Origin of the sequence: Tsukamurella sp. NPDC003166 (assembly GCF_040611135.1) — a bacterium.
Taxonomy (GTDB): Bacteria; Actinomycetota; Actinomycetes; order Mycobacteriales; family Mycobacteriaceae; genus Tsukamurella.
Window position 1 is genome coordinate 1 of the sequence record NZ_JBEXNL010000016.1, and the last position, 25,708, is coordinate 25,708.

General features: G+C 70.6%; 25 protein-coding genes. 8 read left to right on the plus strand and 17 right to left on the minus strand.

Translation table 11 applies throughout. From position 1 onward, the window contains the following. Nucleotides 1-142: 142 nt before the first annotated feature. The 13 genes from ABZX10_RS17080 to ABZX10_RS17140 form a co-directional block, all read right to left on the minus strand. Nucleotides 143-1,660, minus strand: a complete 1,518-nt coding sequence (locus ABZX10_RS17080; protein ID WP_355542293.1) for a long-chain fatty acid--CoA ligase — start codon at nucleotides 1,658-1,660, stop codon at nucleotides 143-145. A gap of 4 nt (nucleotides 1,661-1,664) precedes the next feature. After that, nucleotides 1,665-2,645, minus strand: a complete 981-nt coding sequence (locus tag ABZX10_RS17085; protein WP_355542296.1) for a phosphotriesterase-related protein — start codon at nucleotides 2,643-2,645, stop codon at nucleotides 1,665-1,667. Nucleotides 2,646-2,693: 48 nt separating this feature from the next. Beyond that, nucleotides 2,694-3,779, minus strand: coding sequence for an acyl-CoA dehydrogenase family protein (locus ABZX10_RS17090; RefSeq protein ID WP_355542299.1), 1,086 nt, complete (start codon nucleotides 3,777-3,779; stop codon nucleotides 2,694-2,696). Further along, nucleotides 3,776-4,963 carry an acyl-CoA dehydrogenase family protein gene (locus ABZX10_RS17095; protein ID WP_355542302.1) on the minus strand — a complete coding sequence of 396 codons (1,188 nt, stop codon included), beginning with the start codon at nucleotides 4,961-4,963 and terminating at the stop codon, nucleotides 3,776-3,778. The genes ABZX10_RS17090 and ABZX10_RS17095 overlap by 4 nt, the downstream gene beginning before the upstream one ends. Further along, nucleotides 4,960-6,189, minus strand: coding sequence for an acyl-CoA dehydrogenase family protein (locus ABZX10_RS17100; protein ID WP_355542305.1), 1,230 nt, complete (start codon nucleotides 6,187-6,189; stop codon nucleotides 4,960-4,962). Before ABZX10_RS17100 ends, ABZX10_RS17095 begins: the two co-directional genes overlap by 4 nt. A 1-nt stretch (nucleotide 6,190) precedes the next feature. After that, a complete protein-coding gene (locus tag ABZX10_RS17105; RefSeq protein WP_355542308.1) occupies nucleotides 6,191-7,207 on the minus strand; it encodes a phosphotransferase family protein in 1,017 nt (338 codons plus the stop codon). Beyond that, nucleotides 7,207-7,659 (minus strand): MaoC family dehydratase, encoded by a 453-nt coding sequence (locus ABZX10_RS17110; RefSeq protein ID WP_355542311.1) that lies wholly within the window; start codon nucleotides 7,657-7,659, stop codon nucleotides 7,207-7,209. Before ABZX10_RS17110 ends, ABZX10_RS17105 begins: the two co-directional genes overlap by 1 nt. A gap of 12 nt (nucleotides 7,660-7,671) precedes the next feature. After that, complete coding sequence (locus ABZX10_RS17115) at nucleotides 7,672-8,424, minus strand: SDR family oxidoreductase (RefSeq protein ID WP_355542314.1); 753 nt, start codon at nucleotides 8,422-8,424, stop codon at nucleotides 7,672-7,674. Then, nucleotides 8,421-9,122: an HAD family phosphatase gene (locus ABZX10_RS17120; RefSeq protein ID WP_355542317.1), complete on the minus strand. Its 702-nt coding sequence runs from the start codon at nucleotides 9,120-9,122 to the stop codon at nucleotides 8,421-8,423. Before ABZX10_RS17120 ends, ABZX10_RS17115 begins: the two co-directional genes overlap by 4 nt. Continuing rightward, nucleotides 9,119-10,108: an NADPH:quinone oxidoreductase family protein gene (locus tag ABZX10_RS17125; RefSeq protein WP_355542320.1), complete on the minus strand. Its 990-nt coding sequence runs from the start codon at nucleotides 10,106-10,108 to the stop codon at nucleotides 9,119-9,121. Before ABZX10_RS17125 ends, ABZX10_RS17120 begins: the two co-directional genes overlap by 4 nt. Beyond that, nucleotides 10,105-10,911 carry an SDR family oxidoreductase gene (locus ABZX10_RS17130; protein ID WP_355542323.1) on the minus strand — a complete coding sequence of 269 codons (807 nt, stop codon included), beginning with the start codon at nucleotides 10,909-10,911 and terminating at the stop codon, nucleotides 10,105-10,107. The genes ABZX10_RS17125 and ABZX10_RS17130 overlap by 4 nt, the downstream gene beginning before the upstream one ends. Before the next feature lie 3 nt (nucleotides 10,912-10,914). After that, nucleotides 10,915-11,667, minus strand: coding sequence for an SDR family oxidoreductase (locus ABZX10_RS17135; protein ID WP_355542326.1), 753 nt, complete (start codon nucleotides 11,665-11,667; stop codon nucleotides 10,915-10,917). Between the two features lie 203 nt (nucleotides 11,668-11,870). Further along, nucleotides 11,871-13,088 (minus strand): acetyl-CoA C-acetyltransferase, encoded by a 1,218-nt coding sequence (locus ABZX10_RS17140; RefSeq protein WP_355542329.1) that lies wholly within the window; start codon nucleotides 13,086-13,088, stop codon nucleotides 11,871-11,873. Nucleotides 13,089-13,247: 159 nt separating this feature from the next. Here ABZX10_RS17140 and ABZX10_RS17145 point away from each other — a divergent pair, with 159 nt between their 5' ends. The 3 genes from ABZX10_RS17145 to ABZX10_RS17155 are packed head-to-tail and all read left to right on the plus strand — an operon-like array spanning nucleotide 13,248 to nucleotide 15,824. Continuing rightward, nucleotides 13,248-13,862, plus strand: coding sequence for a TetR family transcriptional regulator (locus ABZX10_RS17145; protein ID WP_355542332.1), 615 nt, complete (start codon nucleotides 13,248-13,250; stop codon nucleotides 13,860-13,862). Nucleotides 13,863-13,879: 17 nt separating this feature from the next. Then, nucleotides 13,880-15,037 carry an acyl-CoA dehydrogenase family protein gene (locus ABZX10_RS17150; RefSeq protein ID WP_355542335.1) on the plus strand — a complete coding sequence of 386 codons (1,158 nt, stop codon included), beginning with the start codon at nucleotides 13,880-13,882 and terminating at the stop codon, nucleotides 15,035-15,037. A 34-nt stretch (nucleotides 15,038-15,071) separates the two neighbouring features. Then, nucleotides 15,072-15,824 carry a rhomboid-like protein gene (locus tag ABZX10_RS17155; protein WP_355542338.1) on the plus strand — a complete coding sequence of 251 codons (753 nt, stop codon included), beginning with the start codon at nucleotides 15,072-15,074 and terminating at the stop codon, nucleotides 15,822-15,824. Here the strand turns inward: ABZX10_RS17155 and ABZX10_RS17160 are convergent. Continuing rightward, nucleotides 15,811-18,027 carry a M13-type metalloendopeptidase gene (locus ABZX10_RS17160; protein WP_355542341.1) on the minus strand — a complete coding sequence of 739 codons (2,217 nt, stop codon included), beginning with the start codon at nucleotides 18,025-18,027 and terminating at the stop codon, nucleotides 15,811-15,813. The genes ABZX10_RS17155 and ABZX10_RS17160 overlap by 14 nt on opposite strands. 41 nt (nucleotides 18,028-18,068) lie before the next feature. Next, nucleotides 18,069-18,953 carry an EamA family transporter gene (locus tag ABZX10_RS17165; protein ID WP_355542344.1) on the minus strand — a complete coding sequence of 295 codons (885 nt, stop codon included), beginning with the start codon at nucleotides 18,951-18,953 and terminating at the stop codon, nucleotides 18,069-18,071. A 143-nt stretch (nucleotides 18,954-19,096) separates the two neighbouring features. Here ABZX10_RS17165 and ABZX10_RS17170 point away from each other — a divergent pair, with 143 nt between their 5' ends. Beyond that, nucleotides 19,097-19,312 (plus strand): hypothetical protein, encoded by a 216-nt coding sequence (locus tag ABZX10_RS17170; protein ID WP_355542348.1) that lies wholly within the window; start codon nucleotides 19,097-19,099, stop codon nucleotides 19,310-19,312. Between the two features lie 100 nt (nucleotides 19,313-19,412). Here the strand turns inward: ABZX10_RS17170 and ABZX10_RS17175 are convergent, their stop codons facing one another. Then, complete coding sequence (locus tag ABZX10_RS17175) at nucleotides 19,413-21,104, minus strand: DEAD/DEAH box helicase (protein ID WP_355542351.1); 1,692 nt, start codon at nucleotides 21,102-21,104, stop codon at nucleotides 19,413-19,415. A gap of 153 nt (nucleotides 21,105-21,257) precedes the next feature. Between ABZX10_RS17175 and ABZX10_RS17180 the strand changes: the two genes are divergently transcribed. Then, nucleotides 21,258-22,433, plus strand: coding sequence for a YihY/virulence factor BrkB family protein (locus ABZX10_RS17180; RefSeq protein ID WP_355542354.1), 1,176 nt, complete (start codon nucleotides 21,258-21,260; stop codon nucleotides 22,431-22,433). A gap of 44 nt (nucleotides 22,434-22,477) precedes the next feature. On the opposite strand, the gene ABZX10_RS17185 is transcribed toward ABZX10_RS17180, so the two are convergent. Next, the gene (locus tag ABZX10_RS17185) at nucleotides 22,478-22,714 is read right to left on the minus strand and encodes a DUF3039 domain-containing protein (protein ID WP_068572741.1); all 237 of its coding nucleotides are present in this window, start codon (nucleotides 22,712-22,714) and stop codon (nucleotides 22,478-22,480) included. 38 nt (nucleotides 22,715-22,752) lie between these two features. On the opposite strand from ABZX10_RS17185, the gene ABZX10_RS17190 reads away from it, so the two are divergent. The 3 genes from ABZX10_RS17190 (at nucleotide 22,753) to ABZX10_RS17200 (ending at nucleotide 25,678) form a co-directional block, all read left to right on the plus strand. Then, nucleotides 22,753-23,088, plus strand: a complete 336-nt coding sequence (locus ABZX10_RS17190; RefSeq protein WP_355542358.1) for a DUF3099 domain-containing protein — start codon at nucleotides 22,753-22,755, stop codon at nucleotides 23,086-23,088. Continuing rightward, entirely contained in the window at nucleotides 23,089-24,567 is a 1,479-nt protein-coding gene (locus ABZX10_RS17195) for a methyltransferase (RefSeq protein ID WP_355542361.1), read from the plus strand. A 112-nt stretch (nucleotides 24,568-24,679) separates the two neighbouring features. Further along, complete coding sequence (locus ABZX10_RS17200; RefSeq protein WP_355542364.1) at nucleotides 24,680-25,678, plus strand: sigma-70 family RNA polymerase sigma factor; 999 nt, start codon at nucleotides 24,680-24,682, stop codon at nucleotides 25,676-25,678. Nucleotides 25,679-25,708: the final 30 nt, after the last annotated feature.

Below are 25,708 nucleotides of genomic sequence, written 5' to 3' on the forward strand. Positions count from 1 at the left end.
CGAGCGCGCTCCCCACCCCGCCCCGACCCCCCCCGCCGAGCCCCGCCGGTCACGCGCCGCCGGCGGGGCCCTCGGTCTGCCGCCGCCTGGCCCCGCCGGGCCCCCGCCGGCCCCCCCCCCGCGGGGCCCCCGCGTCCGAGTACTACCGGGTGCGCAGCTCGCGCTTGAGGATCTTTCCGGTGCCGCCCTTGGGCAGCTCGGCCAGGAGGTGGACCTCGCGCGGGTACTTGTACGCCGCCAGGCGCTCGCGGCTGAAGTCCGTCAGCGCCTCGGCATCGGCCGTCGCGCCCGGCCGGAGGACGACGAAGGCGACGACCTCCTCCCCCAGCCGGTCGTCGGGACGCCCGACGACGGCGGCCTCGACGACGTCGGGGTGGCTGTAGAGCACCTCCTCGACCTCGCGCGGGTACACGTTGTAGCCACCGCGGATCACCAGGTCCTTGAGCCGGTCGACGATGAAGAAGTAGCCGTCCTCGTCGCGGTAGCCCAGATCTCCGGTGTGCAGCCAGCCGTTCCGCAGCGCCTCCGCCGTGGCCTCGGGCCGCTTGTAATAGCCCTTCATCACGTTGTGCCCGCGGACCACGATCTCGCCGACGTTGTCGGCGCCGGGCGGGAGCTCGGCACCGTCGGGGTCGACGGCCCGCAGCTCGACGCCCCAGATCGGCTTGCCGATGGAGAGCACCTTGCGCTGTTCGGCGCTGATGTTGAAGGTCGCCGTGGACGCGGTCTCGGAGAGGCCGTAGCCCTCCAGGATCGCCAGTCCCGGGAACTTCTCCTCGAAGGCCCGGATCACGCCGCCCGGAATCGACGCACCGCCGGAGACGGCTGCGCGCAGGCTGCCCAGGTCGCGGCCCGCGGTGTCTTCGCCGAGGAGCGCCACGTACATCGTCGGGACGCCGGACAGCACCGTGACGCGACGCCGCTCGATCACGTCGACCACCGCGCCCGCCTCGAACCTCGGTACCAGGGCGACCGAACCTCCGGAGCGCACAGCAGCGTTGAGCACGCTCGACAGCCCGAAGACGTGGAACAACGGCAACGCGCCGAGCGCGACGTCGTCGTCGCGCATGCCGAACAGCTGCGGCGCGATGGTGCAGTTCATGTACAGCTCGAAGTGGGTGAGCTCGGCGCCCTTGGGGCGCCCCGTCGTGCCGGAGGTGTAGAGCAGCACGGCGGTGTCGTCGGAGCTCGTGGGGTGGATCTCCCCCGTGTCCGGCTCGGCCAGGAGCTCGGCGAAGGCCACGGCGCCCGACGGCGTCGGTGCGCCCAGCGACACCACCGCCACGTCGGCCACCCCGGCCTCCGCCGCGCCCGCCAGTGCGGCCTCGGCGGAGAAGTCGGAGGCGATGAGCAGCTTCGCGTCGCTGTCGCCCACGTGGTACGCCACCTCGCGGGCGGTGAACAGCGGGTTGAGCGGCACCATCGTCAGGCCGGCTTTGAGGATGCCGAAGTAGACCAGCACGAACTCCGGGAGGTTCGGGAGCTGCACGGCCACCTTGTCCCCCGGCGCGAGCCCGCGCGCCAGCAACGAGGCGGCGATCCGCCCCGACTGGTCGTCGACCTCGCGGTAGGTGATCTCGCGGTCGCCGAAGTACAGGGCCGGTGCATCGGGCGTCGCGGAAGCCGACTCGCGCAGCATGACCGCCAGGTTGAACGACATGTGCCTACTCCCCCGCCAGCACGCGACGCGGGACGTCGACCAGCATGGTGTCGATCTGCGCCTGCGTCACGCCGCGCTCGAGAACGTACGGGAAGACGTCCTCGAAGACGTGCGTGTAGTGCCACTGGAGCATGCCCGCCTTGACGTTCGGGTCGATCCAGTCGATGTAGCAGGACGCGTCCTGCGAGAGCACGATCTTCTCGGTGTAGCCACGGCGCACCATCTCGATGAGCGTGTCGTTGCGGGCCTCGAAGGTGGTCTCGAGGTTGATGCCGAACCGGTCGAAGCCCAGCGTGAAGCCGGCGTCGGCGAGTGCGGACAGGTGCTCGACGTCGGTGGAATCGCCGCTGTGCCCCAGCACGATCCGGCTCGGGTCCACGCCCTCCTCGTCGCACATCACCCGCTTGACCAGCAGGCCGGTCTCGGTCCCCGGGTGGGTGTGCACGGTGATCGGGACGCCTGTGGCATCGTGTGCCTTCGCCACCGCTCGCATCACTCGTTCCACGCCCTCGGTGAGTCCGTGGTGGTCGATCGCGCACTTGAGCATGCCCGCCTTCACACCGGTGTCTGCGATACCGCTCTCGATGTCGCGGACGAACATGTCCACCATGGGATCCGGGAAGTCGATCCCGGTCATCGCCGTCAGAGCCGGGCCGCGGTACATGAAGTACCGCGGCACATCGCGGTAGGTGTAGACACCCGTCGCCGCGACGATCCGCACGGGCGTGCGCTCCGCGATCCGTTGGATGCGCGGGATGTAGCGGCCGAGGCCCACCACCGTCGGATCGACGATGGTGCGCACCCCGGCGTCGTACGCCCTCTGCAACTGCGCCACCGCGTCGTCCGCGCGGGCGTCCTCGTCACCGAAGTCCTCGGGATAGTTCTGCTGGATGTCCGGGGTGAGCACGAAGACGTGCTCGTGCATCAGCGTGACGCCGAGGTCGGCGGCGTCGACGTCTCCGGTGACGGTGTGGACGGCTCCCATGGTTCCTACTTTCGACGGTGACTCGCGCTGGGGCTGGGCGGGTTTCGGTCAGGCGGGCAGGTCGATCAGGCCCGCGAGCGCGGCGCGGTGCCGGCCGGCGGTGCCCAGCCCGATCTGATCGGCCTTGGCGCGCTTGAGATACAGGTGCACCGGTGCCTCCCAGGTCATGCCGATGCCGCCGTGCAGCTGCACCGCCTCGTCCGCCGCACGCACGGCGAGGTCCGAGCAGTACGCGGCGGCCACGGCGACCGCGATGACACTCTCGGGATCCTCGGGCCCCAGTTCCGCCAGGGTGACCACGGCCGAACGGGCCGCCGCAGACGCGGACTCCACATCGGCGTACAGCTCGGCGAGCCGGTGCTTGAGCGCCTGGAAGCCGCCCACGACCCGGCCGAACTGCCTGCGCTCCTTGAGATACGCGACCGTGGTGCTCACGCACCAGCGCGCGACACCGGCCTGCTCGGCGGCCAGGAGCGCGGCTCCGGTGAGCAGGCCCGCGCGGATCGCGGCGGCACCGTCGGCCGTGAGCACGTCGCCCCGGGCTCCGTCGAGGACGACGTCGGCGAGCTGCCGCGTCATGTCCAGGGAGGAGACCGGCTCGATCCGGGTGTCCGAGGCCGGGACGGCGTACAGCGCACCGTCGGAGCCCGGAACGAGGAGCACCTCGGCACCGATCGCCCCGGCGACGGAGCGCACGGTGCCCGACAGCGCACCGTCGACGACCGGGACCGTCGGCGCCGGCCCGTGCGGGTCCGCGGAGAAGGGCACCACCAGCGCCGCGGAGCGCTCCCCGGTGGCGAGCCGGGACGCCAGGACCGACGCACCGGCGGCGAGCGCCGTCGCGGTGGCGATGCCCGCGGAGGTGAGGAAGTCCGTTGCCGCGCAGGCGGCCCCGAGCTCCTCCGCGGCGACGCCCGCCACGGCCGCACCGGCACCGGCACCGCCCAGGTCCTCGGGGACGAGCAGGCCGGCGACGCCCATCTCCGCGAGCTCGCCGTCGATCGCGGGGACCGGGGTCCCGTCGTACGCCGCGATGAGGTCCGACGGTGCCACCCGCTTCTCGAGCAGGTCGCGGACCGCGGCGCGCAGGTCGTCCTCGACATCGGTGTTCAGCAGTTGCGGTGTGAGGCTCACTTGGGCACGTCCTTCCACGGCAGGTCCTTGTCGACCCGGTGTTCCGGCGGCAGGCCCAGCACGCGCTCCGCCACGATGTTCTTGAGGATCTCGGAGGTGCCGCCCTCGATCGAGTTGCCCTTGGCTCGCAGATAGCGGTACCCCGCGTCGCGGCCGTAGAAATCGACCCGCTCGGGGCGGACCATCGCCCAGTCGCCGTACCGCAGGCCGTCCTCGCCGAGCAGCTCCAACTCCAGGCCGGAGAGCTTCTGGTTGAGCCGGGCGAAGGAGAGCTTCATCGCCGCGCCCTCCGGCCCGGGTTGCCCGGACGCGAGCTTCTGTCCCAGTCGCTGCGCCGTCACGCGAGCGACCTCGCTGTCCACCCACAGGCGGAGCAGGTCGTCGTGCAGGTCGGGCGTGCGCAGCTCGGGCCGCTCGCGCCAGGTCGTGGCGACGACGCCGATCATGCCGCTCTCGCGCCGCGACGCCCGGCCACCGATGGCGACCCGCTCGTTGTTGAGCGTGGCGTTCGCGACCTGCCACCCCTGCCCCACGGCGCCGAGGCGGTGGCCGTCCGGGATGCGGACGCCCTCGAGGAAGACCTCGTTGAACTCGGCCTCGCCGGTGATCTGCCGCAGTGGCCGCACGTCGATGCCCGGGTCGGACATGTCGCACAGGAAGTAGCTCAAGCCCTTGTGCTTCGGCAGATCCGGGTCGGTGCGGGCGACGAGGATCGCCCACTGCGCGTTGTGCGCACCCGAGGTCCACACCTTCTGGCCGGTGACGATCCAGTCGTCGCCGTCACGCACCGCGCGAGTGGCGAGGCCCGCGAGGTCGGAGCCCGCGCCGGGCTCGCTGAACAGCTGGCACCAGATCTCCTCGCCGGTCCACAGCGGCCGCAGGAAGCGGTCGATCTGCTCGGGCGTGCCGAAGGCCAGGATGGTCGGCGCGGCCATCCCGAGGCCGATCCCGTTGACGTGGCTGCGATTGTCGGGCGCGCCGGCCGCCGCGAAGCGGGCGTCCACCGCCTGCTGCAACGACCTCGACAGGCCCAGGCCGCCGCGCCCCTCGGGGTAGGCGACCCACGCCAGACCCGCGTCGTACCGGGCCCGGAGGAACTCGAGCGGATCCGTCGTGGCCGGAGGGTGCGCGGCGAGGAAGTCGTCGACCTTCCGGGCGAGTTCCTCCGGGCCCGGCGCCGTCACTGCGCCTTCTTGGCGGCGACGCGCTTGAGCTCCGCCCGGGCCAGCGAGTTCTTGTGCACCTCGTCCGGGCCGTCGGCGAATCGCAGGGTGCGGATCCCTGCGTACGCCTCGGCGAGCGAGAAGTCCTGCGAGAGACCGCCCGCGCCGTGCGCCTGGATGGCCTTGTCGAGGATCCACTGCACCGTCTGGGGGGTGGCGATCTTGATCGCCTGGATCTCCGTGTGCGCGCCACGGTTGCCCACGGTGTCCATCAGCCACGCGGTCTTGAGGACGAGCAGGCGCAACTGCTCGATCCGCACGCGGGACTCGGCGATCCAGTCGCGGATCACACCCTGCTCGGACAGCGGCTTGCCGAACGCGGTGCGCCCCGAGACCCGATCGCACATCATCTCGATCGCACGCTCGGCGACACCGATCGAACGCATGCAGTGGTGGATGCGGCCGGGCCCGAGGCGCGCCTGCGCGATGGCGAAACCGTCGCCCTCCTCGCCGATGAGGTTCGTCGCGGGGACGCGCACATCGGTGAACCGGAGCTCGGCGTGGCCGCCGTGGTTGTTGTCGTCGTAGCCGAACACCTGCATGCCGCGCAGCACCTCGAGGCCGGGGGTGTCTCGCGGCACGAGGATCTGCGACTGCTGGCGATGGCGCTCGGCATCGGGGGCGGTCTTACCCATGACGATGAAGACCGCGCAGTTCGGGTTCATCGCGCCCGTGATCCACCACTTGCGGCCGTTGATCACGTAGTCGTCGCCGTCGCGGACGATCGACAGGCCGATGTTGGTGGCATCGGAGCTGGCGACGTCGGGCTCGGTCATCGCGAAGGCGGAGCGGATGTCGCCGTTCAGCAGCGGCGTCAGCCACCTCTCCTTCTGCTCGGCGGTGCCGAATTCGTTGAGCACCTCCATGTTCCCCGTGTCGGGCGCGGCGCAGTTGAACACGGCGGGCGCGAGATGCAGGCTGCGGCCGGTGATCTCGGCGAGCGGCGCGTACTGCAGGTTGGTCAGGCCCGCACCGTTCTCGCCCGGGAGGAAGAAGTTCCAGAAGCCCCGGCTGCGGGCCTCGGCGCGCAGCTCGCCGAGCACCGGGACGCTGTCCCAGGCCCAGCGGTCATCCAGCTCGGCCAGCTGGCGGTGGAAGGTCTCCTCCGCCGGATAGACGTGGCTGTCCATGAAGTCGGCCACCTGCCCGATGAGCTCGGTGGTCTTGGCGTCGTACCCGAATTCCATGTCAGTTCTCCTTCAGTGCGTCGAGTCCGGCGTCGAGCAGCGGGTTCACGGCCTGCCCGGCCTCGGCGAAGCCCTCGCCCACGGTCTGGCCGTTGACGTAGCGGTAGTGGATGCCCTCGACGATGCCGGCGAGCTTGAAGCTCGCGAGGGCGATGTAGAAGCCGAGGTCGCCGAGGTCGCGGCTCGACCCGGCGGCGTAGCGGTCGATGATCTGCTGTTCGCTGAGGAAGCCCGGAGCCTCCGAGACATCGCTGACGGTGCCCGCGGAGATCTTCGCGAGCCGGCCGTAGACCAGCATCAGGGCGAGGTCGGTGAGCGAGTCGCCGATGGTCGCGAGCTCCCAGTCGACGACGGCGCCGGGCTCGTCCTGCGGGGTCACGAGCACGTTGTCGAGCCGGTAGTCGCCGTGCACGATTCCGGGCGTCGCGTCCGCGGGGACCCGAGCCTCGAGCGCCGAGAACAGCTCGTCGACCTTGGGCAGCTCGCGGGTGTGCGCGGCGGCGAACTGCTTGCGCCAGCGCTGCACCTGCCGGCCGAGGAAGCCCTCGGGGCGGCCGTAGTCGGCGAGACCGACGCTCGCCGGATCGACGTGGTGCAGCTCCACCAGGGTGTCCACGAGCCGCTCGGAGATCGCGCGGGTGCGGTCGGCGCCCAGCGCCTCGAGCTCGGACGCACGCCGGTAGGGCACACCGTCGATCTCGCTCATGAGGTAGAACCGAGCCCCGAGCACCTCGGGATCGTCGCAGAACGCGTACATCACGGGGACGGGCACGGCGGTACCGCCGAGCGCCGACATCATCCGGTACTCGCGGCCCATGTCGTGCGCCGTGGCCAACAGTTTGCCGACGGGCGGGCGGCGCAGGATCCAGGAGGAGGCACCGTCGGAGACGCGGTAGGTGAGGTTGGACTTGCCGCCCGCGATGAGAACGGCCGTCAGGTCCGAGCCCGCGCCCTGCACGTGCTGCGGGAGCCAGGAGCCGAGGACGTCGAGGTCGAGTCCGGGATGCTGCTGCGTCATCAGAACACCACCACCGAGACGATCTCGCCGACGCACGCCGGGCGGTCGCCGCCCTCGATCTCGATGGTCACCTTCGCGATCACCTGCTGGCCACCGCCGCCCGGGGTGACGGACAGCAGCTCGACGCCGGCGCGCACCCGGGACCCGACGGGCACCGGAGCCGGGAAGCGAACCTTGTTGCTGCCGTAGTTGACCCCCATCTTCGTGCCCTCGACGGTGTAGATCTGCCACGTCAGCATGGGGATCAGCGAGAGGGTGAGGTAGCCGTGGGCGATGGTCGTGCCGAACGGTCCGGCCTTCGCCTTCTCCGGGTCGACGTGGATCCACTGGTGATCGCCGGTCGCCTCGGCGAACATGTCGATGCGCTTCTGGTCGATCTCGACCCAGTCGCTGTAGCCGAGGTGCTCGCCAACGGCCGCCTGCAACTCCTCGAGTCCGTTGAGTACCCGCATGATGGTGTGCCCCTAGTCCTTCGGTCCGCCGGCGACGTAGACCACCTGGCCGGAGACGAAGCCTGCGCCCTCGCTCGCGAAGAAGCTGGCGGTGTGGGCGATGTCGGCGGGCAGGCCGACGCGCTGCACCGGGATCTCCTTGGCCGCAGCGGTCTTGAAGTCCTCGAACGAGACTCCCATGCGCTCCGCGGTGGCGGCGGTCATGTCCGTGGCGATGAAGCCCGGAGCGATCGCGTTGGCGGTGACGCCGAACCGACCCAGCTCCAGGGCGAGGGTCTTCGTCAGGCCCTGCATACCGGCCTTCGCGGCCGAGTAGTTGGCCTGGCCGCGGTTGCCGAGCGCCGAGGTCGACGACAGATTGACGATGCGGCCCCACCCCTCCTTGGTCTGGTACTTCTGTACCTCGCGCGACATCAGGAAGGCACCCCGCAGGTGCACGCCCATCACCGAATCCCAGTCGGAGACGGTCATCTTGAAGATCAGGTTGTCGCGGATGATGCCGGCGTTGTTGATGAGGATCGTGGGCGGGCCCAGCTCCTCGGCGACGCGGGACACCGCGGTGGTCACCCTCTCTTCGTCCGAGACATCGACGCCGACGCCGATCGCACGGCCGCCGGCGGCGGTGATCCGGTCGGCGACCTCCTGGCAGGCGGCCTCGTCGAGGTCGAGCACGGCGACGGCGTGGCCGTCGGAGGCGAGGCGGGCCGCGACCTCGGCACCGATGCCGCGGGCGGCTCCGGTCACGATGGCGATGCGCTGGGTCATGAGAACTCCTTCTGTGGGGACGTGCGGCGGGCGAGCGCGGGCACGAGGTCGGCCAGCGCGGCCCGGGTGGTTCCGGGGTCGGTGTGGAGTATTCCGACGATGCCGAGCGCTCGCGCACCGTCGAGGTTGGGCTGTGCGTCGTCGACGAACGCGGTGCGCGCCGCGGCGGCGCCGAGCCGGTCGAGGGCGACGCGATAGATCTCGGCGTCGGGCTTGCGCAGCCCCACCTCCTCCGAGATCACCACGGTCGAGAAGAGCTCCGCCAGCCGGTCGCGAGGGTACGCCGTGCCGCTCCCCCAACTGTTGGAGAGCAGCCCGACGGTGACACCCGCGTCGCGCAGGTCCGCCGCGAGCTCCCACATCGCCGGTTCCTCCCGCGCGCCGGCGAACATGCGCCGCAGCAGGCCGTCGGAGTCGACGGGGGCGCCGCTGCGGGTACTCAGTGCGGCGGCGAACAGGACGTCGAAGTCCGCCTCGGGCAGCGCCCCCGTCTCCAACCGGTGGATGGGGCTGTCCGCCCGGGCGTCCCGGCCGAGCCAGGCCTTGAGGGTCGCCGTGAACGACGCGGGCACGATGTCCTCCGCTGAGAGCCACGCCTGTATCGGGCCGCGCATGGGCACGGTCAGGACGCCGCCGAAGTCGAACAGGACGGCGTCGATCTCGCGTCCGGCGGCGGCGTCGACCTCGCGGCCGCTCACCGGTCCGCCTGGTAGACGACGCGGCCCACAGTGGTGCCGTCGGCGAGGCGCTGCAGCCCGTCGGGCACCTCGTCGAAGGAGAGCCGTTCGCTCACCAGCGGATTCACCAGCCCCTTGTCGGCGAGCGCGGTCAGCTCGGTATGGCACTGCTGGATGGCGGCGGGGTCGTACGCGTTGTACAACCCCCAGTGCAGCCCCACGATCGAGTAGTTCTTGATGAGGGCGTGGTTCAGCGCGGCCTCCTGGATGGTGCCGCCGGCGAAACCGATGATGAGGATCCGGCCCTCGAAGGCGATGCACTTGGTGGAGCGCTGGTACGTGTCGCCGCCGACCGGGTCGTAGATCACGTCGGCGCCGCGGCCGCCGGTCTCGGCCTTGACCACCTCCACGAAGTCCTGGGTGTGCCGGTCGATCACGATGTCGGCGCCCAGCGCGCGGGCGACCTCCGCCTTGGCCTCGCCGCCGACGACGCCGATGACCTTCGCGCCGGCCGCCTTGCCGAGTTGGATCGCCGCGCTACCGACGCCGCCGGCCGCCGCGTGGACCAGCAGCGTCTCACCGGGCTGCAGGTGCGCCCTGCGATGGAGGCCGAACCAGCCGGTCTGATAGCCGATGAACAGCGAGGACGCCTGCGCGTCGTCCAGCGATGCCGGGGCCGCGAAGGTCTGTGCTGCGTTCAACACCGCGTACTCCGCGAACCCGCCGGCGGGCAGCGCCGCGCCGCCGAGGACGCGGTCGCCCACGGCGAAACCGTCGACGCCCTCGCCGAGCGCGGTGATCTCGCCGCACAGCTCGACGCCCGGCGTGAACGGAAGGTCCGGCTTGACCTGGTAGAGGCCGCGACACATGAGCACATCGGGGAAGTTCGCCGCCGTCGCGAAGGTGCGCACCACGACCTGGCCCGCGGCGGGTGCGGGCGTCGGGAGGTCCGCCTCGCGCAGCACCGCGAGCGGCTCGCCCAGTTCCTGTACCTGCCAAGCCCTCATCGCTCGTTCTCCTTCGTCTCGAACCGCTGCTGCAGCTTGTTCATGCCGTGCAACCACTTGTCCGTGGCGGTCGCGCGGGCGGCGTAGTAGCCCGCCACCTCGGGGTGCGGGAGGATCAGGAAGTCGTCGCCGCCGAGCGCGTCGACGGCCAGGGTCGCGACGTCACCGGGGTCCAGCGCGCTGTCGTGGCTGAGCAGCTCCTCCAGTTCGCCGGAGCGCTCGAGCATTCCGGTGCGGACCCCCTGGGGGCAGATCGCCTGCACCACGACGCCCTGATGGCGGTAGGTCACCGACAGCCATTCGGCGAAGGCCACGGCCGCGTGCTTGGTGACCGAGTACGCGGGGGCACCGATCATCGTGAGCAGGCCCGCTGCCGAGGCGGTGACCACGAACCGCCCCTCGCCCGCAGCTACCCATTCCGGGACCAGCAGACGGGCGGCGCGCACGTGCGCCATCACGTTGACGTCGAGCGAGAGCGCCCACTCGGACTCGGGCGTGTCGAGACCGCGACCGCGATCCACGCCCGCGTTCGCGTACCAGGCGTCGATCGTGCCGAGCTCGCGACGGGCGGTCGCGATGAGAGCGGCGACGCCCTCCTCAGAGGCCGCGTCACCGGTCACGGCGTGCGCCGTGCCGCCGGCCGCCGCGATCTCGGCGACGGTGCGCGCGGCACCGTCCGCATCGATGTCGGAGGCCACGACGCGGGCGCCGCGGGCGGCGAGCTCCCGTGCCAGCGCCGCACCGATGCCGTTGCCGGCGCCGGTGACGACGACGCCGCGGCCGTTGGGATCGAAGGCGGGCATGGTCTAGACCCCCCCGGTGAGCAGGACGCCGCCGTCGACGGTGAGCGTCTGACCGGTCATCCAGGCGGCGTCGTCCGAGAGCAGGAAGGCGACGACCGAGCCGATGTCGTCGGGCACGCCGAGCCGCTTGAGCGGGTACGCCGCGGAGACCTGCTCCTCCCGGCCCTCGTACAGGGCCTCGGCGAAGCGGGTCTTCACGACGGCCGGCGCGACCGCGTTGACGCGGATGTCCGGGCCGAGCTCGACGGCGAGCTCCTCGGTGAGGTGGATGACGGCGGCCTTGGTGACGCCGTAGAAGGCGATGCCGGGCGCGGGGCGCAGTCCGGCGACCGAGCCGACGTTGACGATCGCGCCGCCGTGCTCCTTCTGCCACGCCGCGTAGACCTTCTTGGTCCAGGACAGGGTCGAGAGCACGTTGACCTCGAAGATCTTGCGCGCCGCGTCGGTGTCCAGGTCCATGAGCGGGCCGTAGACCGGGTTGATGCCGGTGTTGTTGACGAAGAAGTCCGCGCTGCCGAAGGTCTCGATCGCGGCGGCGATCGCCTGGTCCTGGTGCTCCGCGTCGTCGCCCGAGCCGGCCACCGCGACCGCGACCTCCGGGCCGCCCAGTTCGGCGACGGCGGCGTCGAGCGCCTCCCGCTTGCGGGCCGTGATGACGACCTTCGCACCGTCGGCCACCAGCCGCTGAGCGATGGCCAGGCCGATACCCCGGCTGGCTCCCGTGATGATTGCGGTCTTCCCGGCGAATCGGGTCATGCTGCACACCTTCCGTTCAAACTGACTAAGCGCTCGCTTAGTTTGTAGCTTAGGACACACCTCGCACGATGACGACCCCTCCGGAGTACGCAGCTCTGTGACTCTTCTCACACAGTACTGAACGCGCTCGCCGCAGGCCCCCGGAAACGACGGGGCGGCCCGCGCGAAAGGCACGGGCCGCCCCAGAGCGGTTCAGCGGCGGATCAGCTGAGCCGCTCGATGATCATCGCCATGCCCTGGCCGCCGCCGACGCACATCGTCTCGAGGCCGAACTGCTTGTCGTGCCACTGCAGCGAGTTGATGAGCGTGCTGGTGATCCGCGCACCCGTCATGCCGAACGGGTGACCGACGGCGATCGCGCCGCCGTTGACGTTCACCTTGTCGGCGTCGATGCCCAGGTCGCGGACCGACGGGATCACCTGCGCCGCGAAGGCCTCGTTGACCTCCATCAGGTCGATGTCGCCGATGGACAGGCCCGCGCGCTGCAGCGCCTGCTTCGACGCCTCGACGGGGCCCAGCCCCATGATCTCGGGCGAGAGGCCCGTGACGCCGGTGGAGACGATACGGGCGAGCGGCGTGAGGCCCAGCGCCTTGGCCTTGGTGTCCGACATGATCAAGACCGCGGCGGCACCGTCGTTGAGCGGGCAGCAGTTGCCGGCCGTGACGGTGCCGTCCGGACGGAAGACGGGCTTGAGCCCGGCGATGCCCTCGTAGGTGACGCCTGCACGCGGCCCGTCGTCGGTGCTGACGACGGTGCCGTCGGCGAGCGTGACGGGGGTGATGTCCTTGGCCCAGAAGCCCGAGGCGATGGCGGCCTCGGCGCGGTTCTGGCTGCGCACACCCCACTCGTCCTGGTCGTGGCGGCTGACGTTCTTGAACTGAGCGACGTTCTCCGCGGTCTGCCCCATGGCGATGTAGACATCGGGCAGGAGGCCGTTCTCGCGCGGATCGACCCAGGTCTGCCCACCGGCGGCGAAGGTCGCGGTGCGCGCCTCGGCGTCGGCGAACAGGGCGTTCTTGGTGTCCGGCAGACCGTCGGCGTTGCCCTTGATGTAGCGGCTCACGGTCTCGACGCCGCCCGAGAGGAAGACGTCCCCCTCGCCCGCCTTGATGGCATGGAAGGCCATCCGGGTGGTCTGCAGGCTCGAGCTGCAGTACCGGTTGACGGTGACTCCGGGCAGATGATCGAGACCGGCCTCGACGGCCACGACACGGGCGATGTTGAAGCCCGACTCACCGGCCGGCTGGCCGCATCCGAACATCAGGTCGTCGATGTCGCGCGGGTCCAGCTCCGGAACTTTGGCCAGCGCGGCACGCACCATCTGGACCGACAGGTCGTCCGGTCGGACATCCTTCAGGGAGCCCTTCGCGGCGCGGCCGATGGGCGACCGCGCGGTGGAGACGATGACGGCTTCGGGCATGTGAGACCTCCGAGTTCGAACCATAAGTAACTAAGCGCTCGCTTAGCGGTGTAGCATCCACTCTGCACCACTACGTCGCGAGCGTCAATCCGCCCGCCGCTGTGGTCCCGTTCACAATAGGCAGACCACTGCGCGGTGGCACACCCGGAAGGGAAGACGATGACCGAACCCGACGCACCGTCCCGCGCGGACGCCACCCGGGCCCGCCTGCTGGCGGCCGCCGCGGCCGCCTTCGCCGAACGTGGATTCCACGGCACCACCACCCGCGACATCGCCGCAGCGGCAGGCATGAGCCCCGCCGCCGTGTACGTGCACTACAAGTCCAAAGAGCAACTGCTACATCAACTCTCGAAGGTCGGACACCAGCGGATCATCGAAGCGATCGACGACGTCGACGACGCCGCGGACTCCCCCGCCGACCGGCTGGCCCGCGCCGTCCGCGCATTCGCCACCCACCACGCGACCGCGCACACCAGCGTGCGCGTCGTCAACTACGAACTCGACGCCCTCACCGAGGAGCACCGCGCCGAGATCGGCGCCCTGCGCCGCGAGATCACCCGGCGCATGCGCGCGATCGTGGACGCCGGCGTCGCCGACGGCTCGTTCGACACCCCCGATCCGCGGATGGCGACGATCGCCGTCCTGTCCAGCGGTATCGACATCGGCCGCTGGTACCACGACGGCGGCGAGATCACCCCGGAGCAGATCGGCGACTTCTACGCCGACCTGGCCCTGCGCACCGTCGGTGCAACGACACTGGACACACAGCAGTAGAACCGAAGGAGAACACCATGCTGCGCACCATCTACACCGAGGACCACGAGGCCTTCCGCGACACGCTTCGCTCGTTCATCGAGGCGGAGGTCGTTCCCCACTACGAGGAGTGGTACGCGAACGGGATCGTGCCGAAGGAGTTCTACCGCAAGCTCGGCGAGCTGGGCGTGTTCGGCATCGAGGTGCCCGAGGAGTTCGGCGGCGCCGGCGAGCACACCTTCAAGTACGAGGCGATCATCGCCGAGGAATGCGCCCGGGCGGGCGTGTCCTTCGGCGGCAGCGGTGTGCACGTCAACCTCTGCCTGCCCTACCTGATGAAGTACTGCACCCAGGAGCAGAAGGAGCGCTGGCTGCCCGGCTTCGTCGAGGGCACCAACATGTTCGCCATCGCCATGACCGAGCCCGGCACCGGCTCGGACCTGGCCGGCATGAAGAGCACCGCCAAACTGTCCGAGGACGGCACCCACTACGTGCTCAACGGCTCCAAGACCTTCATCACCGGTGGCGTCAACGCCGACCGCGTGATCGTGTGCGCACGCACCTCGCCCGCCACCGCGGAGGACCGCCGCTACGGCATCTCCCTGTTCGTGGTCGACACCACGCTGCCCGGCTACGAGGTGGGCCGCAAGCTCGACAAGTTGGGCCTGAAGGTCTCGGACACGGCGGAGCTGTCGTTCACCGATGTCAAGGTGCCTACCTCGGACCTGCTCGGCGAGGAGAACCAGGGCTTCGGCTACCTCGGCCAGAACCTGCCGCAGGAGCGCCTGTCGATCGCCAACGGCGCGTACGCCCAGGCCAAGGCCGCGATCGCGTTCGCGCAGGACTACACGCAGCAGCGCAACATCTTCGGCAAGCCGGTGGCCTCGTTCCAGAACACCAAGTTCGAGCTCGCGGCGTGCAAGGCGAAGCTCGACGCGATGGAATCCAGCGTGGACCGCGGCATCGAGCTGCACGACGCCGGCAAGCTGACCGCCGCCGACGCCGCCTCGCTCAAGCTGTTCTGCACCGAGGCCGCGTCCGACATCATCGACCGTTGCCTGCAGCTGCACGGCGGCTACGGCTACATGAACGAGTACCCGATCGCCCGCCTCTACGCCGACAACCGCGTCAACCGCATCTACGGCGGCACGTCCGAGGTGATGAAGACGATCATCGCCAAAGACATGGGGCTGTAGCGACGCCTGTGCGCCGCGGTGCTTGACTGAGCGCATGGACCTGCTGATCGGCCTGGTCGCGGTCGCGCTCTTCGGGGCCGCGGTGTGGAACGTGCGGCGTACCGGGCCGGGCTCCGAGCGCATGCTCGGCACCGCCCGGTACGCGCGCGCGTGGGTGCGGGCGAGTCCCGTCGCCGCCCTCATGTGGCTGGTCGTGATGGCCAACACCGTGATGCTGCTCGGGCTGCCGCGCAGCCTCGGCGAGCAGGTCCTCGAGGCCCACAGCACCAATCTCGATCAGTTCGGTTCGCACCCACTGCAGTCGCTGGTCACCTCCGCGCTGTGGATCGATCCCGTCGACATCCCGTTCGTCACGCTGATGACCCTGGTGGTGCTCGGCCCCGCCGAGCGGTGGCTGGGCCATGTGGGGATGCCCGCCGTGTACTTCGCCGGCAGCGCGACCGCCTCGCTGATCTCGGTACTGTCCGCGAACCGGCTTCTCGCGCACGGGATCATCACCGACGACCTCGACGTGCAGGGCATGATCGACGTGGGTGTGAGTTACGGCAGCCTCTGCCTGGCCGGGCTCATGGTCTACCGGATCACGGCGTGGCGCTGGCGCGCAGCGGCGATGGTCGCCCTACCGATCCTGGTGCAGCTGACCATGCCCTTCTTCGGGCTCTACTCCACCCTCGGGCACCTGCGCGCGGTCCTGCTCGGCTACCTGCTCTACCCCGTGACCCGGATCCCGTCGATCCGCCGCCGCACCGCGAACTGGACGTGGCGGTTCCGGGTCACCAGACCTTGACCCGGTCCTTCGGATCGAGCCACTCGCCGTCGCCCGCGCGGACCCCGAAGGTGTCCGCGAACGCGCCGACATTCTTGACCACCTGGTTCGACCGGAACTCGTTGGGCGCGTGCGGATCCGTCGCCAAGGACTGGATCGCCGCGGCCTGCCGGGCCTTGTTGCGCCAGATCCGTCCCCAGCTCAGGAACAGGGGCGTCAGGTCCGGCCCGGACGCCGGTGCCGCACTGCCCGACGGTGCCGCGCTCGGCCCCGCACTCGCCGACGGTGCGATGCTCGCCCTGGCGGCCCCCTCGGTCCCGGCGTCGCGGTTGGCGACGGCGATCCGGTAGGCGGCCACGGCGATCGACAGGCCGCCGAGGTCGGCGAGGTTCTCCCCCACCGTGAGCGACCCGTTGACCTTGTTCTCCGGCGGGAGGCCCGCCGGCACGAGTGCGTCGTACTGCGCGATGAGCGCCTTCGTCCGCTTCTCGAACTCCGTCCGGTCGGCCGGCTCCCACCAGTCCTTGAGGTTGCCGTCACCGTCGTACTTGGCCCCCTGGTCGTCGAAGGCATGACCGATCTCGTGCCCGATCACCGCGCCGATCCCGCCGTAGTTGACCGCGGGCTGCGCATCCGGGGAGAAGAACGGCGACTGCAGGATCGCCGCCGGGAAGACGATCTCGTTCATACCGGGGTTGTAGTAGGCGTTGACCGTCTGCGGCGTCATCAGCCACTCGCCCTTGTCCACCGGCTTGGCGAGCTTCGCGAGCTGGTAGGCGTTGTCGAACTCGCCGGACGCGCGGACGTTGTCGACGATCGATCTCGAGTCCGTCCTCAGGTCCGCGTAGTCGCGCCACTGATCGGGATAGCCGATCTTGGTGCGGATCTTCTCCAGTTTCGCCGCTGCGGCCCGCCGGGTGGCCGGCGTCATCCAGTCGAGGTCCTCGAAGCTGGCGCGGTAGGCGCTGCGCAGGTTGCCCACCAGCTGCTCGGCCTGCTTCTTCGCGTCGGCGGGGAAGTGCTTCTTGACGTACAGCTCCCCCAGCGCCTCGCCGAGGGCGCCCTCGACCACCGCCACGCCGCGCTTCCACCGATCACGCTGCTGCTCCACGCCGCTCAGCGCCGTCGAATAGAACTCGAAGTTGGCCGTCACGATCGGCGCGGCGAGATAGGCGGCGTAGGCCCGCACTACCTGGATCCGGGCGTGGTCCTTGAGGGTGCTCAGGTCGGTGTCCGCCCACAGCTTGGCCGCCGAGGTGAGGAAGCTCGGCTGCGCCACGACGACGTTCTTCGCGTCGTCGGCCTTGATCCCCACGGCCCTCTGCCACCGGTCCCAGTCGTACCCGGGCGCCAGCTTGCCCAGGTCCTGCCACGGGTGCGGGTTGTAGGTCGCGGTGGCGTCGCGGGACCGGACCCGGTCCCAATGCCCCTTGGCCACCGACGTTTCGAAGGCGAGCACGCGAGCGGCGATGCCGGGCGGGTCCGATAGGCCCGCCAGCGAGGCGACCTTCTCGAGATAGGCGCGGTACTTGTCGCGCACCTCGGCGTACTTGGCGTCCCGGTAGTACGCCTCGTCGGGCAGGCCGATGCCGGACTGCACCAGATTGAGCACGTACTTCGACGAGTCCTTCTGGTCGGTGTCGACGTAGTAACCGACGAGCCCGGCCACACCCTGCTTCTGGTGCGCGCCGCTCACGTCGAGCAGCGCGTCCTTGTCGGCGGCCTTGTCGATCGCCTCGAGATCGGGCTTGATCGGATCGGCGCCCGCCGCATCGATCCGGGCCGTGTCCATGAACGAGTCGTACACGTCGCGGATCTTCGCCTCGGCGCTGCGCGTGCGCGGATCCTTGATGCTCTCGATGATGGTCCTGAGCTGGTCGAGCGCCCGGTCGGACAGGTCGGTGAAGGTGTTGAACGATGCCTTGTCCGCCGGAATCGTGAAGCCCTCGTACCACGCGCCGTTGACGTGCCGGAACAGGTCGTCCTGCGGCCGTACGCCCGGGGCGACGCCCGAGAGATCCGGGCCGGTCAGGGGACGCGGCGGGGCGGCGGAGGTCGACGGTCCGCCGCCCGGCCCGGTGACGCCGCAGGCGGCGAGCACGCCGGCACCCGCCAGCACGCCGAACCCGGCGAGGAAGCGCCGGCGGTCGAACCCGGGCCGGCCGAACGGGTCCCGGTCCGTGCGATGCGGGTGGGCGTGATCGAAGGCATCGTCGCTACGCATACCCGCATCTAACCCGATCCCCCGCCAGGATGTGCGACGGACTAACCACCCGATCCGGTCTCGGCCGCCTGCGGACGCGCGTCCCGCGAGGTCACGACGATGGCGATCACGACGAGTGCGATTCCGACCGCCTCGATCCAGCCCGGGCGCTGGCCCAGCATCACCGCGCCGACGCCGGTCGCCGTGACCGGCAGCAGTGCGAGCAGCAACGCGAACCGCGCTCGGCCGACCCGTCCCAGCACCACCTGGTCCAGGACGTACGGGACCACCGAGCTGAGCAGGCCGAGGCCCAGCCCCAGGCCCCACACCTCCCAGTGCAGGAAGGATCCGGAGCGACTGAGCAGATCGGGGGCCAGACCGGGCACGGCCAGCACCACCGCACCGGCCGCCAGCCCCACGCCGAGCCCCTCGATGCCGCCGCCGGCGTCCGCGACGCGCTTGCCGATCACGATGTACCCGGCCCAGAGGGCCGCCGCGAGCAGCGCGAACCCGACGCCGACGGCACCGTCGGGTCCGGACACCGTACCGATGTTCACGCCCGCCACGCACACCACCCCGATCAGCGCCGCCGCGGCGGCGAGCAGGTCGACGGTGCGCCGCGACCCGGCGACGGCGACGGAGATCGGCCCGAGGAACTCGATCGCGACGGCGGTACCGAGGTCGATGTGCGCGATCGCCTCGTAGAAGGCCATGTTCATGAGCACCGTCACCGTGCCGAACAGGGCGGCGACACGCAGGCGCGCGGCGGACCAGTCCCGGCGGCGAGGTCGCAGCGCGACCAGCAGGATCACGCCCGCCCCCGCGCCGCGCAACCACGCCACCGCGACGGGCGAGAGCGTCTCGAACAGGCCGACGCCGAGCGATGCGCCCACGTACTGGCTGATCGCCCCGATCACGAACATCGCGGGGATCAACAGCGGCGTCACATCGCCCAGCCTAGGGGCCCGCTCAACCGGTTCTGTTCACCCTCGGAGAACATGCCGCCCACCTCCCGGATGCGGTGGAACAAATCGGTACCCTCGAACGTATAAAGAGATGTAAGAACGGTTCACCTAGGAACGGAGGAATCATGACGAACACTGTCACTTCAGAGGCCCCCGCGGGCGATGCCTTCGCTCCCCTCACCGCGTCCGATCGCTGCGATCGCTGCGCGGCGGCCGCCCAGGTCCGAGCGGTTCTCCCGTCGGGCTTCGAGCTGCTGTTCTGCGGCCATCACTTCACGGAGCACCGGGCGAAGCTCGATGCGCAGGGCGCGACCGTCGTCGGCGAGCCCCTCGCCGTGTAGTCGTCGCACCGGCCGAAGGCGCCGCGCATCCGCCCTACTTCCGAAGGCGCCGCGCATCCGCCCTACTTCCGGATGCGCGGCGCCTCCGTCGTTCCCGGGGTCACTTCCAGGTGCGCAGTGCTGCGATGCGCTCGCGCAGCTGATCGGCCGAGGCCATCGCGGTCACCGGGCCACCGAGCCTGCTACGCAGTTCGTTGTGCACCACGCCGTGGGGCTTGCCCGTGCGGTGGTGGTGCATGGCGACCAGCGAGTTGAGTTCGCGGCGCAGCGCCGAGAGCTGCGCGCCGGCGGTAGCCCGCTCCTCGGCCTCGGGCGGCGGCGCGGGCCGCTCCTCGGCCACCGACCGCCCGTCGACCTGTTCCTTCTGCCGCTGCTGCAGCAGCGCACGCATCTGCTCCGCGTCGAGCAGGCCCGGCAGCCCCAGGTAGTCGGCCTCTTCGTCGCTGCCGGCGAAGGTCGCGGTGCCGTACGAGGATCCGTCGTAGATGAGCTGGTCGAGCTCGGCGTCGGCGTGCAGCGAGACGAAGGCCTTCTCCTCCTCGCCGGGCTCGTCCTTCTGCTTGTTGGCGTCGATGAGCAGCGCGTCCTCGAGCCCGTCGGACTCCCGGTGCGGCTTGCCGAGCACGTGGTCGCGCTGCTCCTCCAGCTTGGCCGCGAGGTCGAGCAGGACGGGCACCGACGGCAGGAACACGCTCGCCGTCTCGCCGGGCACGCGCAGTCGCACGAAGCGCCCGATGGCCTGGGCGAAGAACAGCGGGGTCGACGCGCTCGTGGCGTAGACGCCCACGGCGAGCCGCGGGACGTCGACGCCCTCGGACACCATGCGCACGGCGACCATCCACTTGTCGGTGCCCTCGGAGAACGCCGAGATCCGCTTGGACGCCGTCGGATCGTCGGAGAGCACCACGGTGACCTTCTCGCCGCTGATCTCCTCGAGCAGCTCGGCGTAGTCGCGGGCGGTCGACTGATCGGTAGCGATCACGAGGCCGCCCGCGTCGGGCATCGCCCGACGGAGCTGATCGAGCCGGGTGTTCGCGGCCTGCAGCACCGCGGGGATCCAGTCGCCGTGCGGGTCGAGCGCCGTGCGCCAGGCGCGCCCCGTCTGCTCCTTGCTGAGCGGCTCGCCCAGTCGCGCCGTGAACTCCTCGCCGGCGCTGGTGCGCCAGCTGGCCTGGCCCGAGTAGGCCAGGAACACGACGGGGCGCACGACCCCGTCGGCGAGCGCGTCCGAATAGCCGTACACGTGGTCGGCCTTGGAGCGCTGGCCGCCGCCGACCTCCGGCTCGTAGGTCACGAACGGGATCGGGTTGTCGTCGCTGCGGAACGGAGTACCCGTCAGCGCGAGCCGCCGAGTGGCGCCCTCGAAAGCCTCGCGCACGCCCTCGCCCCAGCTCTTGGCGTCGCCCGCGTGGTGGATCTCGTCGAGGATGACCAGGGTCTTGTAAGCGGTGGTGCGCGCGTGGTGCTTGTACGGATGCATGCCGACCTGGGCGTAGGTGATCACCACCCCGTCGAAGTCCGACGAGGTACTACCGCCCGAGTTGGTGAAGTTCGGGTCGAGGTTGATGCCGCTCCGCGCGGCGGCCTCGGCCCACTGGTACTTCAGGTGCTCCGTGGGCGCGACCACCGTGACGCGCTCGACGGTGCGATCGGCGAGCAGCTCGGAGGCCACGCGCAGCGCGAAGGTCGTCTTACCGGCACCCGGCGTCGCCACGGCGAGGAAGTCCTGCGGCTTCGCGGACAGGTACTTCGTGAGCGCACGGCGCTGCCAGACACGAAGTGAAACCGCCATCGAGAAACGCACCCCTAAACCGCGAAGAGAAGCCCGCCCGGCAGGTGTTGCGAGCGCGGGCGGGTCGATCGTGAACCCTGAAGGAGTCTACTCGCAACACGCGCCGATCCCGGTTCCGGCGTGATCGGCCCCGGTGCGGAAGACTGGACCTCGATGGACGACGCAGAGGGACCGGCTCCGGGCCGGCAGCAGGGTCCCGCGCAGAACGCGGGGCCGGTCGATCCTGGGCCGCACACGCGTGACCTGGACCGGCCGCGGCGCGCCCCGCTGCACCTGCGCACGTGGGCCGTGGTGCGGGACATGCCCGCCGTGCTGTGGCGCACCGTCGTCAAGTCCTGGGACGATTCGATCGTCGGGCACAGCGCCCAGGCCGCCTTCTGGACCACGCTGTCGCTGGCGCCGCTGCTCCTGGCGCTGATGGGCCTCATCGGCTACGTCGCGACCTGGTTCGGGCCGGACACCATCGGCGTGATCCACGACCGGATCATCTCCTTCGGTCTGCGGGTGTTCACGCCCAACGTGGTCGACGAGATCATCCGCCCCATGGTCGACGGGGTGCTCCAACAGGGCCGCGGCGATGTCGCGTCGGTCGGCTTCATCCTGGCGCTGTGGGCCGGGTCGTCCGCGCTGTCCTCGTACGTCGACTCGATCAACATGGCCCACGACCAGCACACGGTCCGCAATCCCGTGTTCCAGCGGCTGTTCGCCCTGCTGCTCTACGTCGAGTTCCTGGTGATCGCGGTGTTCACGCTGCCGCTGGTGGCGCTGGGGCCGACCTTCATCGTCAAGTACATCCCGACGTCGTGGCATCCGGCGGTCGCACAGATCATCGACTTCGGGTACCTGCCCTTCGTCGTGCTGATGCTGGTCGGCGGGCTGGCGCTGCTCTACCGGCAGGCGCTTCCCCGCCCGCTGCCCTGGTACCGGCACCTGCCGGGGGCCGCGCTCGCCGCGCTCATCTTCCTGGTCGCATCGACGGGACTGCGGGTCTACCTGTCGTTCATCGCGTCGGGGCGGGGCATCTCGTACGGCGCGCTCGCGACCCCGATCGCATTCCTGCTATTCACGTTCTTCCTCGGCTTCGCCGTGATGGTGGGCGCCGAGTTCAACGCCGCGCTGCAGGACCGCTGGCCCGCGCGCGAGATCCGCACCGACCAGCTGCGCGACTGGGTGGTCGAACAGATCAAGGAGGTCGGCGCCGACCCCGGCAGGGTCGCCGCGGAGGGTCTGCGCCGCGCCACCGATCCGATCCGCCGGCGGCAGCGTCCCGATCCCGAGCCGGAGCGGCCCGCGCCGCCCCGCCCGGCGCCCCGGGTCGGGCCCCGCTGACAGGAGCGCTTCTCCGGGGGTTCGCGGGGCGGAGCCCCCGAGGGCTACTTCTTCATGCGGTCGTAGATCTTCTTGCACTCGGGACACACGGGCGAGCCGGGCTTCGCCGACTTGGTGACGGGGAAGGTCTCCCCGCACAGGGCCACCACGTAATTGCCCATCACGGCCGACTCCGCGATCTTGTTCTTCCGCACGTAGTGGAAGAACTTGGGTGCGTCGTCGTCGTTGCCGGTGTCGGCGTCGACATCGACGTCCGGCTTCTCCAGGGTCTTAGTGCTCATGACTTTCATTCTGCCAGGCGCGGTGGGACGATCGAAGGGTGGGAAATCAGGAGGACGGCACGTACGTCATCACCGACGCGGAGGAGTCGTACGAGGATCAGTACCGGCGCCGCGTGCGGCGCTACCTCATGATCATGGCCATCCGCATCCCCGCGCTCGTCATCTCCGCCTGGATCTACTCGGCGACCGGCAACTGGGTCGTCGCGCTCGCGGTGCTGGCCGGGTCGATCCCGATCCCCTGGATCGCGGTGATCCGCGCGAACGACCGGCCCCGCAAGCGCAAGGGCGCACCGGACCGGTTCACCCGCCGCAGGCTGGACCGCCTCGCGCTGCAGGGTCACCCGATCACGACGCTCCCGGGACACGGCGAGTAGGTGCACCTCTCCCCCGCCCTGGTACCCCTGTGCCGGCGGCTCGGCCCCGTGCTGGCCGCCGCCGACTTCGCGGAATCCACCGTCTCCCAGCGCCTGGGAGCGGCGTACGGCTGCCTCTCGCGGGGCGAGCCCGGCCCCGTCGAGGCCGCGGCGCCGGGCGACGCGCCCCTCGACGTCATGATCAGATTGTTCCTCGCCGCGGCGCCCGTGCCCCGTCCACAGGTCGACGGTGCCCTCACCCCGGTCACCGTCGACGAGGCGGTCGAGGCCGGGCTGCTCGAGCCCGACCCGGACGATCCGTCCCGCGTGCGCGCGGCGCTGAGCCTGCGGCCGCTGGACCTGCCGGACGGGCCGCAGTGGTTCGTCTCCGATCTCGACGGCCTGATGCGTCCGCACCCGCAGCACCGCGAGCACGTGCTCGGGGTGGGACACGCCTCCCAGTCCCTGCTGCGGGCCACGCCCCGCGGGCCCGTGGGCACCGTCCTCGACCTGGGGACGGGCTGCGGCGTGCACGCGTGCGCCGCCGCGCGGTTCGCGGGCACCGTGACGGCCACCGATGTCAGCGAGCGAGCCGCGGGTTTCGCCGCGGCGTCGGCGGCCTTGAACGGCGTCGACGTCGAGGTTCTGACCGGCGACTGGTTCGCGCCGGTCGCGGGGCGCACTTTCGACCTGCTGCTCGCGAATCCCCCGTTCGTCGTGGGCGAGGGCCGCGTCGACCACACCTACCGGGATTCGGGCCTCGACCTCGACGGCGCCTCCGAGCTGGTGGTGCGCGGCGCGCCGTCGCACCTGGCGGACGGTGGGACGGCCGCCCTGCTCGCGTCCTGGGTGCACCGTGACGACGAGGCCTGGCAGGCGCGCGTGGCGTCCTGGCTCCCGTCCGAGGGCGTCGCCGCGTGGGTGCTCCAGCGCGACGTGGCCGACCCCGCGCTGTACGTGGGCACCTGGCTCCGGGACGAGGGGCTCGACCCGCGGGTCGGCGAGGGCCGCGCGAAGTCCGATCGGTGGCTCGCGCACCTCGCGGACGCGGCGGTGACCGGCATCGGCTTCGGGTTCGTGTTCCTGCGGTCGATCGACGGCCCGTCCGAGGTGGTGTGCGAGGAGCTCTCGCATCCGTTCGACGATCCGCTGGGCGACGAGGTACCCGCACACTTCGCCCGGATGACGCGGCTCCGGGACCTCGATGTGGACGCCGCGCGACCGCTGCTCGGCGACGACGTGGCCCTCGAGCGCGTGTCCGTCAGCGGTGACGAGGGCTGGGACGAGGTGGCGGTGCGGGTCACCCGGATGTCGGGCCCTCGCTGGACCCACGAGATCGACGACGCCGGCGCCCGGCTGCTCGCGGGCTGCCGTGGGGAGCTCACGACCGAGGACCTGGTGATCCTGCTCGAGGCCGCTACCGGCGCGGACGATCTGGCCGAACCGGCCCGCCGCCTGCTCGCGGATCTCCACCGGCACGGCTTCGTAACCTTCCTCTAAGCAACTTCTCAGAACACCTCTGTGTTTTCGCAGGTCAGAGGATCCGGGCTCGGGAACTCTGCGCGCCCGCCGTCCGTTGAACCTCATGTACCGGCGAACAGGAGGCAGCCACATGGCACACCGCGTCAACACCGCTAGCACCGCCCGCCCCGCTGATCGGGTGCGGCCCCCGCTGACCGAGGCCGATCTCGATGCCCAGAGCCCCGCCGCGGATCTGGTGCGGGTGTACCTGAACGGCATCGGCCGCACCGCTCTGCTGACCGCGGAGGACGAGGTCGAGCTGGCCAAGCGGATCGAGGCCGGGCTCTACGCCCAGCATCTGCTGGCCACCAAGAAGCGGATGGCGGCGTCGAAGAAGCGCGACCTGGCGTTCATCGTCCGCGACGGGCAGTCCGCCCGCCAGCACCTGCTGGAGGCGAACCTGCGCCTGGTGGTGTCGCTGGCCAAGCGCTACACGGGCCGCGGCATGCCCCTGCTGGACCTGATCCAGGAGGGCAACCTCGGACTCATCCGCGCGATGGAGAAGTTCGACTACGCCAAGGGCTTCAAGTTCTCGACCTACGCCACGTGGTGGATCCGTCAGGCCATCACGCGCGGCATGGCCGACCAGTCCCGCACCATCCGCCTGCCCGTCCACCTCGTGGAGCAGGTGAACAAGCTGGCCCGCATCCGCCGCGAGCTGCATCAGCAGCTGGGCCGCGAGGCCACCGACGCCGAGCTGGCCGCAGAGTCGGGCATCCCGGCCGAGAAGATCGCCGACCTGATGGACCACTCGCGGGACCCGGTCAGCCTCGACATGCCCGTCGGCTCCGACGAGGAGGCGCCCCTGGGCGACTTCATCGAGGATGCGGAGGCCGCCTCCGCCGAGTCGGCCGTCATCTCGCGGCTCATGCACAGCGACGTCCGCTCCGTGCTCGCCACCCTCGACGAGCGCGAGCAGCAGGTCATCCGCCTGCGCTACGGCCTCGACGACGGTCAGCCGCGCACGCTCGACCAGATCGGCAAGCTGTTCGGCCTCTCCCGCGAGCGCGTGCGCCAGATCGAGCGCGAGGTCATGAGCAAGCTCCGCAACGGCGAGCGTGCGGACCGCCTGCGCGCGTACGCGAGCTAGGAACCAGCACGGAAGGAACCGCGTCGGCTG

What these genes read in the sequence shown, in the direction of transcription:
- ABZX10_RS17135 (WP_355542326.1), bottom strand. Translation starts at nt 11,667, where the DNA reads ATGACCCGATTCGCCGGGAAGACCGCAATCATCACGGGAGCCAGCCGG.
- ABZX10_RS17170 (WP_355542348.1), top strand. Translation starts at nt 19,097, where the DNA reads ATGACGAACACTGTCACTTCAGAGGCCCCCGCGGGCGATGCCTTCGCT.
- ABZX10_RS17105 (WP_355542308.1), bottom strand. Translation starts at nt 7,207, where the DNA reads ATGACGCAGCAGCATCCCGGACTCGACCTCGACGTCCTCGGCTCCTGG.
- ABZX10_RS17100 (WP_355542305.1), bottom strand. Translation starts at nt 6,189, where the DNA reads ATGGAATTCGGGTACGACGCCAAGACCACCGAGCTCATCGGGCAGGTG.
- ABZX10_RS17115 (WP_355542314.1), bottom strand. Translation starts at nt 8,424, where the DNA reads ATGACCCAGCGCATCGCCATCGTGACCGGAGCCGCCCGCGGCATCGGT.
- ABZX10_RS17085 (WP_355542296.1), bottom strand. Translation starts at nt 2,645, where the DNA reads ATGGGAGCCGTCCACACCGTCACCGGAGACGTCGACGCCGCCGACCTC.
- ABZX10_RS17150 (WP_355542335.1), top strand. Translation starts at nt 13,880, where the DNA reads ATGCTGCGCACCATCTACACCGAGGACCACGAGGCCTTCCGCGACACG.
- ABZX10_RS17140 (WP_355542329.1), bottom strand. Translation starts at nt 13,088, where the DNA reads ATGCCCGAAGCCGTCATCGTCTCCACCGCGCGGTCGCCCATCGGCCGC.
- ABZX10_RS17180 (WP_355542354.1), top strand. Translation starts at nt 21,258, where the DNA reads ATGGACGACGCAGAGGGACCGGCTCCGGGCCGGCAGCAGGGTCCCGCG.
- ABZX10_RS17155 (WP_355542338.1), top strand. Translation starts at nt 15,072, where the DNA reads ATGGACCTGCTGATCGGCCTGGTCGCGGTCGCGCTCTTCGGGGCCGCG.
- ABZX10_RS17160 (WP_355542341.1), bottom strand. Translation starts at nt 18,027, where the DNA reads ATGCGTAGCGACGATGCCTTCGATCACGCCCACCCGCATCGCACGGAC.
- ABZX10_RS17110 (WP_355542311.1), bottom strand. Translation starts at nt 7,659, where the DNA reads ATGCGGGTACTCAACGGACTCGAGGAGTTGCAGGCGGCCGTTGGCGAG.
- ABZX10_RS17200 (WP_355542364.1), top strand. Translation starts at nt 24,680, where the DNA reads ATGGCACACCGCGTCAACACCGCTAGCACCGCCCGCCCCGCTGATCGG.
- ABZX10_RS17145 (WP_355542332.1), top strand. Translation starts at nt 13,248, where the DNA reads ATGACCGAACCCGACGCACCGTCCCGCGCGGACGCCACCCGGGCCCGC.
- ABZX10_RS17185 (WP_068572741.1), bottom strand. Translation starts at nt 22,714, where the DNA reads ATGAGCACTAAGACCCTGGAGAAGCCGGACGTCGATGTCGACGCCGAC.
- ABZX10_RS17130 (WP_355542323.1), bottom strand. Translation starts at nt 10,911, where the DNA reads ATGCCCGCCTTCGATCCCAACGGCCGCGGCGTCGTCGTCACCGGCGCC.
- ABZX10_RS17080 (WP_355542293.1), bottom strand. Translation starts at nt 1,660, where the DNA reads ATGTCGTTCAACCTGGCGGTCATGCTGCGCGAGTCGGCTTCCGCGACG.
- ABZX10_RS17125 (WP_355542320.1), bottom strand. Translation starts at nt 10,108, where the DNA reads ATGAGGGCTTGGCAGGTACAGGAACTGGGCGAGCCGCTCGCGGTGCTG.
- ABZX10_RS17175 (WP_355542351.1), bottom strand. Translation starts at nt 21,104, where the DNA reads ATGGCGGTTTCACTTCGTGTCTGGCAGCGCCGTGCGCTCACGAAGTAC.